The following is a 13,352-nucleotide window of genomic DNA, read 5'->3' as shown; positions in this document are numbered from 1 at the left end:
ACAAGCCTCCATTTTTGTGGAGTACGTATGCGCTCATCGCTTTTTGACCTCACGGACAAGGTCGCAATCGTCACCGGATCGAGTCGCGGCATCGGCTATGCCAGTGCGCTCGGCATGGCGGAACACGGCGCCAAGGTCGTCGTTTCCGGCCGTAACGCCGACGCCTGCGAAACCGCCGCGCAAGCCATCAACGAAAAGATCGGAACTCGGGTGGCCTTGCCGTTTGCCTGCAACATCGGCCGAAAAGCGGAATTGCAAGGTCTCGTGGCTGCGGCGAACGGCGAGTGGGGCAGAGTCGACATCGTGATGGCCAATGCCGCGATTCACCCGTGGATAGGCTCGGCACTCGATCTGCAAGACGAAACGTTCAACAAGTTCATGCAGGTCAACGTCCAGAGCAATATCTGGCTCGCGCAGATGACTGTGCCCGGCATGATCGAGCGTGGCTATGGGCGCTTTATTTCGGTGGCATCCGTGGTTGGCCTGTTCGGCGATGCCGTGACGGGAACCTACGGGCTCACCAAAGCCGCCGACATGCAGCTCGTGAGAAACCTCGCGATGGAATTCGCCGCAAAGGGCGTCACTGCCAATTGCATCGCGCCTGGCACCTTCAAGACCGAGATGGCGCGATCGCAATGGGAGGACGAGGCGATGGTCGAATGGTACCGGGGTCGCAATCCATCACAGCGCTTCGGCGAGGTCGACGAGATCGCCGGGCTAGCCGTGATGCTCGCATCGCGTTCGGGCGGCTATATCAACGGCCAGACGATCGCGGTGGATGGCGGCCACACGATCTCGTTTCGCTGACCTGCAGGAGGGAAGGACATCGTGCGCCCCCAGATGTTCAGGACGCGAATCACCGATCTGCTCGGCATTCGTCACCCGATACTTTGCGGCGGTCTTGGGCCGCGCGTGTCCGACGCACGGTATGTCGCGGCCGTCGTCAACGCAGGCGGCATGGGCTTTATCGTCGGCGCGGGCTTTCCTGATTCCGACGAATTCCGCAACGAGTTGCGCACCTGTCGTGAACTCACCGGTGCAAAGAATTTCGGCGTCAATCTCTACATATCGCGGCAAGCGGGCGGAGTGGAGCGCGTCAAGCAACAGATCCGCATTCTGATCGAAGAGAACGTTGCCTGCGTGGAGACCGCCGGTGCGAGCCCCGAAGCGGTCGTGCCGTTGCTCAAGGAGGCCGGCATCAAGGTTTTGCACAAGGTGCCCGCTGTGCGCTATGCACATACGGCGGTGCGGATGGGCGTCGACGGTGTGATCGTCGTCGGCAATGAGTGCGGCGGCCATCCAGGCATCTACCAGATCGGTAGCATCGTGCAGGCCGCGCAGGCGCCGCGGGAGATTGGCTTGCCGGTTGTGATCGGCGGCGGCATCGGCACCGGGCGGCAGCTTGCGGGCGTGCTGGCGATGGGCGCCGACGCGGTCATCATGGGCACGCGCATGATGGTCGCCGAGGAGCTGTGGATTCATCCTGAAGTCAAGGCGAAGGTGGTGGCGGGCGACGGCAGCGAAAGCGTCGTGGTCAAGTCTGCGATTCGCGATCATCACCGTGTGCTGCGCAACGAGAGCGCCGAGGCGGTCATGGAACTGGATCGCGCGCGGGTGAGCGAGTTCGAGCGGTTCCGCCCTCACGTGATGGGCGCACTCGCGCACCAGGCTTACGTGACCGGCGACACGCGCAAGGGCATGATCGACTATGGGCATGCCGCGGTGTTTGCCGACGCGGTCAGGAAGGTCGAGGCAATTTTCGACGAGATGATCGACGACGCGGTGGCGGCGTCGAACCGGCTGAGCACGCTGACGCCGTAGATGGCTAGCACGGCGACGGATCGGGATCGGTGATCGTTGAGGCGGACAGGCAAGTGCGGCGCGGCCGCTACTCCAGCCACGTCCTGATCCCCGCGATGTAGTCGGCCATTTGCCTGCGAGCCTGCTCTTTATCGCGGGCAATGATCGCGCGCGCGATCTCGCGATGGTATTCCTTGATCCTCGCCACGACGCGGTCGCGGTCCGTTCGGCTGCGCCGATGAAACGTGGAATGCGCATCGGCCAGTTGCAGGACGATGCCGTCGAAGAGACACAGTGCGGGATCGCCGCAAAGTTCAGCGAGCAGGAAATGAAATCGGAGCAACTCATCGGCGCCGGCACGGCCGTCGAGTGGCGCCTCGGCCTGAACCTGGTCGTGCACGCGTCGCTCACCTTCATGGTCGAGCCGTTCGATGACGAGATCCATGGCGGCCAGTTCGAGCGTGCGGCGCGTCGCGAGAATATCGCGCGGCGCGATGCCCGCATACTCCAGATAGACGCTGACTGCCTGCATCGTCGCGCTCAGGTCCGGCTGGGCGACGATCACGGCGCCTGCGGTGCCGCGCTGCACCCTCACGATGCAGTGGTGCTCGAGCAAGCGGATCGCTCCGCGCAACGCAGCGCGACTTACTCCATGGACCTTCATCAATTCCTGCTCGGAGCCGAGCGGTAGTCCTGCCGGCCATCCCAGATCGATGATGTGTTTCAGCAGCGCCATGAAGAGCGTCTGCGCGCGCGTGATCGGTGCGCCGATCGCATTGCGCTTGCGGCGCGACTCGGCAGTTGGGGGCAGCGCAGGCGTCATCGCGGCCAGCATCGAGAGCCACTGCTGGCGCGGGGCTTGGCCAGGATGCATGTTGTCGCGCAGCTTTTCGCGGCGTTGCGCGGCGAACTGGCTGAAGAGGGCGACGTCGGCTGCCGGGACGACCAGTGTCAGGCTCACCATGCCTTCGGCCTTCTTGCGGGTGCGATAAGCGGCGACGCGTTCGGCAGACGACTTTGGCATGTCCGAGTTCAGTATTAAATGCGAACGTCGTTCAATATATCGCACATGATCGTTACGTGTAACGAAGCTTTCGTGCGCGCAGGCAGCGCGCGTTTCCGGACCGCAGAGAAAGCCGGTAAATCAATACGTTAGCTCCTGTGCCCCTGTGCTGATCGCGCGCCGGGCGGGCTCGTGGCAAGACGAGCGGATCGACCGGTTTTCAGCCACGCGCGAGGATACCTATAGTGAGCCGCTCCAACCACTTCACCATCGTGACGGGTGTAACGACCATGAGCGACACCAAACTATCCATGCCGCGCCGCGGCGACTTTGGCTGGCAGCCTCTTGTCAGCGCCTTCGAGCCCACCATCGAGGACATGCTGTCCAACCGCGCCTACTTCGGCATGCCGCCCGAAGCGCTCTACCTGTGGGGAACGCTGCGCGACGAGGATGGCGAGATCTATTGCCCGATGCGGCGGATTCCCGCTGGCCTGCGGACCGACGCGAAGGACACGCGGCGGCGTTTCTACCTGTGCACGACGCTCGGCCACGACGACGGCATGCATATGCATCCGGTAGGCAAGGAATCGGTGCCGAACGATGGATTCGCAAGAACGCTCGAAGAGGAGCGCATCCACTGGCGAAGCCACCCGCAGGCGCCCGGCAATCGCTTTCACGTCACCTGGACGCCCGAGGATTGCAGCTGGTACGAAGAGAACGGCATGGATATCGAGGGCAAGCTCGTCAAGCCCGGCATGCACTGGTATCTGCCGGGCCGCGACGCGGGCATGTACTACGTCGCGAACATCTTCGAGATGGAAGGGACGATACTCGGAAAGAAGGTCCGCGGCATGATCGGCTTCGATCCGATCCATATGTACGAGGGCGGCGAGATCTACAAGACGAAAGATGCGCTGGTGCAGGAGAAGCTGGAACTCGTCTGGTACACGTGGGCGACGCGTTATAAGGATGGCAGCATCGACTTCGGGCACTTCACGCTCGGTAACGACATGTTCGGCTTCGCGATTCTCGGCAACGAGAAGGGCGAGGTGCGCTTTACCTATGACGTGACGGGCACCATCGATTTCGGCGCGAATGGGTATTGGCAGGAAGGCATCCGTTACTCAGCGTTCGGCGAAGAGTGGGAGTTCATGCCCGATCCGCGCGGGCGTCTGGTCGGTCTCGGGACGCTCAAGAATCCGCAGGTGGACGGCCGCTGGCGGCGCGTGGGCGATGCGCGCGAGCCTGACGTGTGGTTCGCATGGGGCGAAGCCGCCCCGGAGCATGGCAGCCGCCCCATCAACCGGCTCCCGGGGCTTGGCACGCGTGTCGGCGTGAACTTCCGCAAATACTGAACTTCGGCGCGCGTATGCGCAAAGGGCGACGCCGAAGCCGAGCGTCGCCCTGCCGGCATTTGCGCCGGTCACTTCACGTACTTGCGAAACTCCGGCTTGCGCTTTTCGCGGAACGCATTGCCGCCTTCCTTCGATTCGTCGGTGTCGTAGTACATCGCAAGCGCCTGCATCGCGAACGCGCCGATGCCGCGAATGTTCTCGGTATCGATATTGAACGAGCGCTTGGCGAGCGCAATAGCGGTGGGGCTCATCTGCAGAATCTCGTCGCACCACTTCTTCGTTTCGGCGTCGAGTTGTTCCGCAGGCACGACGGCGTTGATGAGACCCCAGTCGAGCGCCTGTTTCGCGCTGTATTTGCGGCACAGGTACCAGATTTCGCGCGCGCGCTTCTCGCCGACGATGCGCGCGAGGTAGGCGGTGCCGAAGCCCGGATCGACCGACCCGACCTTCGGGCCGACCTGACCGAAGACCGCGGTCTCGGCAGCGATGGCGAGATCGCAGAGCGTCACCAGCACGTTGCCGCCGCCGATTGCATAGCCGTTCACGCGTGCGATCACGGGCTTCGGAATGTCGCGGATGATGCTTTGCAGTTCCTCGATCGGCAGACCGACGGTGCCGCGCCCGTTGTAGCCGTCGCCGGACTGGTCGCCACCGGTGCAGAACGCCTTGTCGCCGGCGCCCGTGAGCACCACGACGCCGATATCCTTGTTCCATCCCGCGAGGCCGAAGGCCTTGATGAGCTCCTCGACGGTGTTGGCGCTGAATGCGTTGTACACCTTCGGGCGATTGATGGTGATCGTCGCGACCCCGTCCGCCTCTTGATAGCCGATGTCCTTGAATTCCATGTCGTATTCCAATGTTGTTGATTGATTGCGTTCGCGGAGCCGTTTATCCAGCCATCGTCAGACCGCCCGACACGCTGATGACCTGACCGCTGATGAACGCGGCGTCGTCACTCGCGAGAAAGGCCACCACGCCCGGGATGTCGCCAGGTTCGCCCATGCGGCCGAACGGCACGGCCTTCACGAGGGCGGCCTTGATGCGCTCGCCTTTCTCGCCCTGCGCGAGGTTGTCGAGAAGCGGGGTCGCGGTCGGGCCGGGGCAAACGACGTTGACGGGAATCATCTGGCGGGCCATTTCGCGTGCCATCGTCTTCGTGAAGGCGATGAGGCCGCCTTTGCAGAACGAGTACACCGCTTCCATCGAGGAGCCCACGCGTCCCGCATCCGACGAGATGTTGACGACGCGGCCACGGCCACGTTCGGCCATCCGTCGCAGCACGGCATGGTGCATGTTCAGCGGTCCGTACAGATTGATCGCCACCACCTTGTCCCAGAACGGTTTCTCGGTTTGCAGGAAGAACGCACCCATGTCCCAGCCGGCGTTGTTCACGAGAACCTCGATCGGTCCCAGTTCTTCCTCGACTCTCGCCACCGCAGCATGCACACCTTCGTGATCCGTGATGTCGACGCGGTAGGCTCGCGCCTTGCCGCCCGCCGCCTCGATTTCCGCCGCGACACGCGCGGCGCCTTCTTCGTTCAGGTCGAACAGCGCGACGGTCGAACCTTCGTCGCCGAATCGTCTGCTGATGGCGGAACCGATCCCACCTGCCGCGCCAGTGACGACGACGACCTTCTCCTTGAGCCCCTTCATTGATTCCCTCCGTGATGTGCAAGGCGCTGTCGCGCCAGTTAATCCTTGCTCAGCGCTTCCGATACGGCTTCGCCCCTTCCTGTGGCCAGGGCGAGGAGCGCGCTCGCTTCGTCCGCGCTATATCCCGCTTCGACCAGAACCTGGACGCTGTGCTCGCCGAGATTCGGCGGCAGATAGCGAACGTTGCCGGGCGACTCGGAGAAGTGCACCGGTATCGAGGTCATGACCATGTCGCCCTCGGTCGGGTGCTCGAAGCGCTGGAAGAACCCGGTCTCCTTGATGTACGCGTCGTGCATCAGGTCTTTCAGGTCGCGCACGGGACCGTGCGGCACGTCCGCCAAGGCGAAGATCGCATTCCATTCCGCAGTCGTCTTGTTGCGGATGGCGTCGCCGACGATGCGATACAGCTCGCTGATGTTGCGCATACGCTCGGCCATGTGGTGGAAGCGCGGGTCGTCGAGCAGGTGCGCTGCATCGATTGCGCACAGCACGCGGCGCCATTGCTCGTTATTCACGGCGAGCAGGCAGATATGCCCGTCTTTTGTCGCGTAGGGTCGGCGGTGCGGCGAGAACATGCGCGGATAGCCCAGGCCGGTTCCGTCATTGGAGCCCAGCGCACCTTCCCAGAGATGCTCGAAAAGATTGAATTGCAGCATCGTTTCGAACATCGGCACGTGGACGAGCTGGCCGACACCGGTCCGCTCGCGGTGATAGAGCGCCATGCCGATCGACGACGCCAGCACGTAGCCGCAGAACTTGTCGACGATCACGGTGGGGAAGTACCGCGGCGAGCCGTCCGCGTCGCGGTTCATCGCGGCAATGCCGGTTTCGCCCTGAATCACGTCGTCGAAAGCGGGGCGGTCCTTGTAGGGTCCGTCGATTCGATAGCCGGCACCCGACGCGTACACGATGCGTGGGTTGCGCGCGCGCACGGTTTCATAGTCGATGCCGAGGCGCTCGGCGGCACTCGGGCGCATGCTGTGCACGATGACGTCGGCGGTCTCGACGAGCTTGAGCAGCGCTTCGCGGCATTCGGCCTGCTTCAGGTTCAGGATCACGCTGCGCTTGTTGCGGTTCATGATCGTATAGAACACTGCCATGTCGGGATTGCGGCCAGGGCCGTTCTTGCGGTTCTGGTCGCCTTCGGGCGGTTCGATCTTGATGACGTCCGCGCCCATGTCGCCGAGTAGCTGCGTGGCGACCGGACCGAGCACGTTGATGGTCAGGTCGATCACGCGGACACCGGCTAACGGGCCGGTCGCCGGTTCGAGGGGTTGTTGGGGATTTTCCATGCTCAGGCCTTGTATTCCTTGCCTTTAACGAGTCTGAGCGGCGTGTACACCATCACTTCCGTGCCGTCCTGCCTGATCACGCGGTTACGGGTGCGCACCAGCCCAAGTCCGGGGCGCCCCTTGCTAGGCCTGCATTCGATCACCTCGCATTCCACGTGAATCGTGTCGCCCACATAGGTCGGGCCTTTGATGTCGAGTTCCATGTTGAGGAACGCGAAGCCGACGCCCTGCATGGTGGCCTGCGTGAGCAGCCCTTCCATCAGCGTGAAGACCAGCGCGCCCGGCGCGACGCGCCCCTTGATGGCCGACTGCTCGCGAAGAAACTCGGTGTTGGTGAACAGAACTTCCAGCATGCCTGTCACCGAAACAAAATTCACGACATCCGTTTCGGTCACCGTGCGGCCCACGGTCTTGAACTTGCGTCCAACGGGCAGGTCCTCCCAGTGAATTCCCAGACCAACCGTTTCGATTTCTTCCATTGCCTGTCCTCTGTCGTTGTCGGCTCGGCTGTTAGCTGAGCTGTCGTTGTCAGTTCTTCTTGATGCGGCCTAGCACGCTGTCCGCGACGATGTTGCGTTGGATCTGGTTGGTGCCTTCGATGATCTGCACCACCTTCGCGTCGCGGAAATAACGGTTGATCGGGTACTCGTTGGAGATGCCTGCGGCGCCGAACAGCTGCACGGCATCGGTCGCGACCTTCATGGCGACATCCGACGCGAACATCTTCGCCATCGCCGCCATTGGGGCGAGTTCACGGCCGCTAACGCCCGCATCGACGAGCGACGCCGTGCGATAGACGAGTTGGCGCGCGGCCTCGGTCTGGGTGACCATGTCAGCGATCATCCAGCGCACACCCTGAAAGTTGCTGATGCTCTGGCCGAATGCAACGCGGTCCTGAATGAATTTGACGGTGTGATCGATCGCGCCCTGCGCGATGCCAACCGCGCGCGCGGCCACTATGGGACGGCTCGTGTTGAGCGCCTCCATTGCCACCTTGAACCCCTGGCCGCCTTCCGGCCCGAGACGGTCTTCCGCGCGGATGAAGGCATCGTCGAAATAAAGGGGGCACGACGCCACGCCGCGCGCGCCCATCTTGTCTTCTTCGTTGCCGATCGTCAGGCCCGGCGTGTGGCGATCGACGATGAAAAGATTGATCCCCAGCGCCTGTCCTTCCTCGTCGAGCGTCCTGGCGGCGACGAGAATGAAGTCGGCGATATGCGAATTCGTGCACCAGATCTTTGAGCCGTTGAGCACATAGCCGCCGTTCTTGCGGCGCGCTGTCGTGCGAATGCCCGAAACGTCGGAGCCGCTTTGAGCCTCGGTAATGGACAGCGCACCGCGCAACTCACCGGAGGCGAGACCCGGCAGCAGGCGAGCCTTCTGCTCTTCGGTGCCGCCTTCGAGAATCGCTCCGAACGGTGTCCATTGCACGACCAGCAGATAGCCCGTGTTGTAGCAAACCCGCCCGAACTCCTCGACCGCGATGCAGGCCGACATCACGCTGCCGGCGCCGCCATACACTTCAGGAAACGGCAACGTGAAGAGGCCAAGCTCCTTGAGCAGTGCGTACATGTCGTGCGGATACCCGGCCGTACGGTCGATCTCGTCGGCCCGCGGCGCCACGCGCTCCCTTGCGACGCGACGGATGAGGTCGCGGATCTGAAGCTGGTCGTCTGTTAGTTCGTATGTCACTTCGAGCTCTCTTGCTAACGGTTTTTTCGGGCCGGCCCCGCGGATTCGTCTCCGGAGTGGGGATACGTCGCCCCCGCCGACCACTTCCTGATCACATTCGAAGTCTTCACGTTTATGAACGATGTTCGATAAATTAAACGAAGGGCCGGGTGATCGTCAAGCGCTGAAACCGGCTCCCGCGGGTTTGTCCGAGGTGCGTCGGGAATTTGGTCGGGATGTAGTTTCAGCCTTGCGCGGCGGGGCACGGCAGGGCTTTCCCGCCGTTGACAGCGCGCTCCCAGTGCGTTTAAGATTTGGAACAGTGTTCGGTTATTTGTTCCATTTTGGCCCGACAGAACGGCTCGATTCGGCGCGAGCCCATGGCAAAACGATTTGGAGGAGCGGGGAATGGACTCTCTTTGTCCTGAAGTCGATTATCAGAAATTCCTGGCCGAGGGCCGCTTGATGATCCAGCGCAGCCGCGGCAGCGGCCGCTATGTCTTCTACCCGCGGGTGGCTGAGCCGGTTACCGGGATGCGCGATCTGGAGTGGGTCGAAGCCTGCGGGAAGGGTACGGTTTATTCCACTACCGTGGTGCGCCAGAAATCGCCCACGCCCAGCTACAACGTCGCAGTGATCGATCTGGAAGAAGGTGTGCGCATGCTGAGTTGTGTGGAGGGCATCGAGCCGGAGGCCGTGCGCATTGGCATGCCGGTGCAGGCGAAGATCGTGTACCGAGGGGAAGCGGCATTGCTTGTGTTCGAACCAGCCTGACGCCCGCTAACCCGCAGCCGGCCGCGAACAGCCGGTCACACCGATGAAAGGTAGATCGAATGGAATTCAACTTGCGCGGGCGTACCGCACTGGTGGCAGGCGCCACCTATGGGATGGGGGAAGCACCTGGCTTGTCGTCGCTGGACCTTGCTGCGCGTGCGTCCGTTGACGCGCTCTCCCAGGTGGGACTTACGCCTGGCGATGTAGACGGCCTTTTCGTGTGCACGCCGGACGACATGCTGTCGGGTCTCACGTTTGCCGAATACCTCGGTATTAACCCGAAGTTCACCGACAACAACCGAAGCGGCGGATCGGCGTTCGAAATCTACGCGCACACGGCGGCCATGGCGTTGTGTACGGGACAGATCGATGTTGCCTTGATTGCATATGGGAGCAATCAGCGCAGCGCGGCGGGCAAGCTCGTGCAGTCGTCGCGTCCTTCGCCGTGGGAGAGCCCGTATAAGCCGATGAATCCGGTGTCGTCGTATGCGCTTGCGGCGGCGCGTCATATGCATCAGTACGGCACGAAGCGTGAGCATCTGGCCGAGGTGGCCGTCGCCGCCCGCAAGTGGGCGCAACTGAATCCGGATGCGTATATGCGCACGCCCATGTCGATCGACGATGTGATGGGCGCGCGCCTCGTGTCGGATCCGCTTTCCGTGCGCGATTGCTGCCTCGTGACGGATGGCGCGGCAGCGATCGTCATGGTGCGCGCCGATCGAGCGCGTGATCTCACCGACAAGCCGGTGTATCTGCTCGGCGCGGCTTCGGCCACTTCGCACCGCGAAATCGCGAGCATGCCGGATCTCACGGTGACTGCCGCAGCGGAATCGGGTAGGCGTGCGTATCAAATGGCGGGCGTGAAGGCGAACGATATCGATGTCGCGATGCTGTACGACGCCTTCACGATCAACACCATCCTGTTTCTCGAAGACCTCGGCTTTTGCCCTAAAGGCGAAGGCGGCCACTTCGTTTCGGACGGCGGCATCGCCCCGGGCGGCCGGCTCGCGGTCAATACGAACGGCGGCGGTTTGTCCTGCGTTCACCCCGGCATGTATGGGCTGTTCCTGATGGAAGAATCGATGCGGCAATTGACGGGCCGCGCTGGTGAGCGCCAGATACCCGGTGCGAAGCTGGCGATCGCGCACGGTAACGGCGGTGTGCTCTCGAGCCAGGCCACGGTGATTCTCGGGACGCAGGAAACCCTGTAAAGACACGCTGTAAGACACGCCGCCCGCCAGGGTCACTGTCAACAGCTTTGCATGGGATCGCAGTAAGCGCTAAAGCGCTAACCCCGATCGACAGGAGACGGACAGATGAGCGAAGAGACCAGCAACGATGCAGCAGAGATCGTACAGGTCCGGCAAGACGGTGCAATCGCGATCGTCACATTGAACTATCCCCAACGGCGAAACGCGTTTTCGCTAAAGATGCGCGAGACGTTGTACGCGCGGCTTTATCGCCTGATGCATCACGAGGAAGCCTGCCGTGCGATCGTACTGACCGGCGCGGGCAATACGTTTTGCGCGGGTGGGGACATCTCGGAGATGCAGACGCGCAAGGTGCTCGAATATCGACAGCGCAATGAACTGCCGCTCGATATCTTCAGACTGATGGTGGAAGGCCCGAAAGCGATCGTCGCCGCCGTCGAAGGGTTTGCGTTTGGCGCTGGTCTGTCGCTCGCCGCTGCTTGCGATCATGTCGTCACGTCATCGGCCGCGCGCTATGCGAGCGCGTTCGTCAAGGTCGGGCTGCTGCCCGATACGGGGCTCTATTGGTCGTTGTCGCAGCGCGTGGGCGGTGGCCTTGCACGCGAGCTCATGTTGAGTGCTCGTGAGTTCAACGGCGTCGAAGCGGGCGAGACCGGTTTTGCCAATCAGGTCGTCGAGCCTGGCGAGGCGCTGAACGCGGCCTCGAAGGTGGCGCAACAGTACGCGGAACTGCCCTCGGTGGCCACCGCGCACCTGAAGGCCGCGCTCGCGACGGGCATCCGTACGCTCGACGACGCCATCGAAGCTGAAGTCAACCTGCAGCCCATCCTGCGCCGCAGCCGCGAACACCAGGAGGCAGTGAGCGCCTTCATGGAAAAGCGCAAGCCGGTGTTCGTGGCCGACTGAAGGAAGCCAACATGAGCGAAAAAGAAACGGCAGAAAACGATACGACGTCGCTGATCGAGGTGACCCGCGAGGGACCGGTCGCGATCGTGACGCTAAACAATCCCCGACGCCGCAACGCGATGGGACGTCAGATGCGTCAGTTGTTGCGCGACACGATGCATCGGCTGATGGTGGGCGATCCGGACTCGCGGGCAATCGTCCTGACGGGCGCGGGCGAGCACTTTTGCGCCGGCGCCGACATCTCCGAGATGACGCAGCGCACGATCCTGCAAAGCCGCGAGATTCTGGCGGAGTCGTGCGTGGTAGTGCGTGAAATGCAGGCGGGACCCAAGCCGGTCGTGGCGGCCGTGGAAGGCGTAGCCTTCGGCGCCGGGCTGTCGCTCGCGGTCGCGACCGACTATGTCGTGGCTGCGTCGAATGCACGCTTTTGCGCGGCGTTTCTGCGCGTCGGCCTGATTCCGGACACCGGTATTCTGTGGACGCTTCCGAAGCGCATCGGCATGGCTCGCGCGAGGGAGATGCTCTCGCTCGCCACTGAAATCGACGGAGACAAGGCCGGCACGATTCACCTTGCCAACGAAGTCGTCGGGCCGGGTACTGCGCGCGCAAAGGCAATCGAAGTTGCGCGCGGTCTTGCCGACTTGCCGCCGCTCGGCGTGGCGCTGCTGAAGGACGCGCTGACCAACGCCGCGACGACCATGGAAGGCGCGCTGCGAGCCGAGATCGACTATCAGCCCATCCTGCGTCAGTCGAAAGACCATCAGGCTGCCTGCAAGGCGTTTATGGAAAAGACCAAACCGGTCTTCACGGGTGAGTGAGCGCGGGGAGCAATGCGATGAGTATCGAGCAGAAGGAAAAAGCCGCGGGCGCCGACGAGATCGTGCAGGTGCGCCGTCAAGGCGACGTGAGCATTGTCACGATGAACTATCCCGAGCGCCGCAACGCATTCTCCATGAGGATGCGCGTTGCGCTGACCGAGGTCTTGCACCGGCTGATGCACGACGATCCGCAAACGCGCGCCATTGTGCTGACAGGCGCGGGCGGCCATTTTTGCGCGGGCGGCGACTTGTCCGAAATGCACGCGACCACGCTACAGTTGCTGGCGCTTCGTGAGCGCATCGCGGTGGGCGTGCGTCTGTTCAAGCTGATTTATACGGGCACGAAGCCGGTCGTCGCGGCGGTGGAGGGCACGTGCTATGGAGCGGGGCTGTCGCTGGCGGCTGCATGCGATGTCGTGGTCGGTGCCGATACCGCGAAGTACTCATGTGCGTTCGGCAAGGTCGGACTGCTTCCCGACACTGGAATTCTATGGACGCTGCCGCAAAAGGTCGGCGGCAGCAAGGCGCGTGAATTGATGCTGAAAGGCGATGTCATCGACGCGGCCACGGCGCGCCGCATCGGCCTGGTCAGCGAGGTGGTCGCGAGCGGCGGCGCGCTCGATGCGGCGATCGAGGCCGCGGCGCGCTTCGCGAACTATCCGCCAGTGACGCTGGCGCTCCTGAAGGCGAGCCTCGTCAATGCGGGCAATTCGATCGAAGACGCATGCCGCCTCGAAACTGACCTCAATCCGCTGACCCGTCAAACGAGCGACCACGCGGAGGCGGTGACGGCCTTCATGGAAAAACGCAAGCCGGTTTTCACGGGTGCCTGACGCCGCCATTCTCCGTTGCTGTCCCTACTGGAAGTT

At 62.8% G+C, this 13,352-nt stretch carries 14 protein-coding genes; 8 read left to right on the top strand and 6 right to left on the bottom strand.

All coding sequences use genetic code 11. From position 1 onward, the window contains the following. Positions 1 to 27: 27 nt before the first annotated feature. Positions 28 to 807: an SDR family NAD(P)-dependent oxidoreductase gene (locus OKW35_RS47320; protein WP_429555682.1), complete on the top strand. Its 780-nt coding sequence runs from the start codon at positions 28 to 30 to the stop codon at positions 805 to 807. Positions 808 to 828: 21 nt separating this feature from the next. Then, entirely contained in the window at positions 829 to 1,821 is a 993-nt protein-coding gene (locus tag OKW35_RS47315; RefSeq protein ID WP_429555681.1) for an NAD(P)H-dependent flavin oxidoreductase, read from the top strand. Between the two features lie 67 nt (positions 1,822 to 1,888). On the opposite strand, the gene OKW35_RS47310 is transcribed toward OKW35_RS47315, so the two are convergent. After that, positions 1,889 to 2,824, bottom strand: a complete 936-nt coding sequence (locus OKW35_RS47310; protein WP_429555680.1) for a FadR/GntR family transcriptional regulator — start codon at positions 2,822 to 2,824, stop codon at positions 1,889 to 1,891. 224 nt (positions 2,825 to 3,048) lie between these two features. Between OKW35_RS47310 and OKW35_RS47305 the strand changes: the two genes are divergently transcribed. Then, positions 3,049 to 4,158 (top strand): hypothetical protein, encoded by a 1,110-nt coding sequence (locus OKW35_RS47305; RefSeq protein ID WP_429555679.1) that lies wholly within the window; start codon positions 3,049 to 3,051, stop codon positions 4,156 to 4,158. A 68-nt stretch (positions 4,159 to 4,226) separates the two neighbouring features. On the opposite strand, the gene OKW35_RS47300 is transcribed toward OKW35_RS47305, so the two are convergent. From OKW35_RS47300 to OKW35_RS47280, 5 genes are read right to left on the bottom strand one after another with little or no spacing between them, the layout of a single operon-like run. Continuing rightward, positions 4,227 to 5,003 carry an enoyl-CoA hydratase-related protein gene (locus tag OKW35_RS47300; RefSeq protein WP_184032198.1) on the bottom strand — a complete coding sequence of 259 codons (777 nt, stop codon included), beginning with the start codon at positions 5,001 to 5,003 and terminating at the stop codon, positions 4,227 to 4,229. 43 nt (positions 5,004 to 5,046) lie between these two features. Further along, complete coding sequence (locus OKW35_RS47295) at positions 5,047 to 5,811, bottom strand: glucose 1-dehydrogenase (protein ID WP_429445389.1); 765 nt, start codon at positions 5,809 to 5,811, stop codon at positions 5,047 to 5,049. 38 nt (positions 5,812 to 5,849) lie between these two features. Further along, positions 5,850 to 7,103 (bottom strand): CaiB/BaiF CoA transferase family protein, encoded by a 1,254-nt coding sequence (locus OKW35_RS47290; RefSeq protein ID WP_429403749.1) that lies wholly within the window; start codon positions 7,101 to 7,103, stop codon positions 5,850 to 5,852. Positions 7,104 to 7,105: 2 nt separating this feature from the next. After that, a complete protein-coding gene (locus OKW35_RS47285; protein ID WP_090808761.1) occupies positions 7,106 to 7,582 on the bottom strand; it encodes a MaoC family dehydratase in 477 nt (158 codons plus the stop codon). Positions 7,583 to 7,631: 49 nt separating this feature from the next. Then, positions 7,632 to 8,795 carry an acyl-CoA dehydrogenase family protein gene (locus OKW35_RS47280; RefSeq protein WP_429555678.1) on the bottom strand — a complete coding sequence of 388 codons (1,164 nt, stop codon included), beginning with the start codon at positions 8,793 to 8,795 and terminating at the stop codon, positions 7,632 to 7,634. A gap of 387 nt (positions 8,796 to 9,182) precedes the next feature. On the opposite strand from OKW35_RS47280, the gene OKW35_RS47275 reads away from it, so the two are divergent. The 5 genes from OKW35_RS47275 (at position 9,183) to OKW35_RS47255 (ending at position 13,316) form a co-directional block, all read left to right on the top strand. Continuing rightward, complete coding sequence (locus OKW35_RS47275; protein ID WP_184061966.1) at positions 9,183 to 9,548, top strand: Zn-ribbon domain-containing OB-fold protein; 366 nt, start codon at positions 9,183 to 9,185, stop codon at positions 9,546 to 9,548. Positions 9,549 to 9,607: 59 nt separating this feature from the next. Next, positions 9,608 to 10,759, top strand: coding sequence for a thiolase (locus tag OKW35_RS47270; RefSeq protein ID WP_429555677.1), 1,152 nt, complete (start codon positions 9,608 to 9,610; stop codon positions 10,757 to 10,759). 105 nt (positions 10,760 to 10,864) lie between these two features. Beyond that, entirely contained in the window at positions 10,865 to 11,665 is an 801-nt protein-coding gene (locus tag OKW35_RS47265) for an enoyl-CoA hydratase/isomerase family protein (protein ID WP_429352528.1), read from the top strand. An 11-nt stretch (positions 11,666 to 11,676) separates the two neighbouring features. Beyond that, positions 11,677 to 12,483 (top strand): enoyl-CoA hydratase/isomerase family protein, encoded by an 807-nt coding sequence (locus OKW35_RS47260; RefSeq protein ID WP_429555676.1) that lies wholly within the window; start codon positions 11,677 to 11,679, stop codon positions 12,481 to 12,483. Between the two features lie 17 nt (positions 12,484 to 12,500). After that, positions 12,501 to 13,316, top strand: coding sequence for an enoyl-CoA hydratase/isomerase family protein (locus OKW35_RS47255; RefSeq protein WP_184061962.1), 816 nt, complete (start codon positions 12,501 to 12,503; stop codon positions 13,314 to 13,316). Positions 13,317 to 13,352 lie beyond the last annotated feature (36 nt).

The organism is Paraburkholderia sp. MM5477-R1, from assembly GCF_050436385.1.
Taxonomy (GTDB): domain Bacteria; phylum Pseudomonadota; class Gammaproteobacteria; order Burkholderiales; family Burkholderiaceae; genus Paraburkholderia; species Paraburkholderia tuberum.
The sequence above is the reverse complement of the archived record's forward strand: the minus strand, read 5'-3'. Positions and strand labels throughout refer to the sequence as shown.

Bases quoted from the DNA above. Each gene is read 5' to 3' on its own strand.
- OKW35_RS47320 (WP_429555682.1), top strand. From the start codon at position 28: ATGCGCTCATCGCTTTTTGACCTCACGGACAAGGTCGCAATCGTCACC.
- OKW35_RS47310 (WP_429555680.1), bottom strand. From the start codon at position 2,824: ATGCCAAAGTCGTCTGCCGAACGCGTCGCCGCTTATCGCACCCGCAAG.
- OKW35_RS47300 (WP_184032198.1), bottom strand. From the start codon at position 5,003: ATGGAATTCAAGGACATCGGCTATCAAGAGGCGGACGGGGTCGCGACG.
- OKW35_RS47295 (WP_429445389.1), bottom strand. From the start codon at position 5,811: ATGAAGGGGCTCAAGGAGAAGGTCGTCGTCGTCACTGGCGCGGCAGGT.
- OKW35_RS47290 (WP_429403749.1), bottom strand. From the start codon at position 7,103: ATGGAAAATCCCCAACAACCCCTCGAACCGGCGACCGGCCCGTTAGCC.
- OKW35_RS47285 (WP_090808761.1), bottom strand. From the start codon at position 7,582: ATGGAAGAAATCGAAACGGTTGGTCTGGGAATTCACTGGGAGGACCTG.
- OKW35_RS47275 (WP_184061966.1), top strand. From the start codon at position 9,183: ATGGACTCTCTTTGTCCTGAAGTCGATTATCAGAAATTCCTGGCCGAG.
- OKW35_RS47270 (WP_429555677.1), top strand. From the start codon at position 9,608: ATGGAATTCAACTTGCGCGGGCGTACCGCACTGGTGGCAGGCGCCACC.
- OKW35_RS47265 (WP_429352528.1), top strand. From the start codon at position 10,865: ATGAGCGAAGAGACCAGCAACGATGCAGCAGAGATCGTACAGGTCCGG.
- OKW35_RS47260 (WP_429555676.1), top strand. From the start codon at position 11,677: ATGAGCGAAAAAGAAACGGCAGAAAACGATACGACGTCGCTGATCGAG.
- OKW35_RS47255 (WP_184061962.1), top strand. From the start codon at position 12,501: ATGAGTATCGAGCAGAAGGAAAAAGCCGCGGGCGCCGACGAGATCGTG.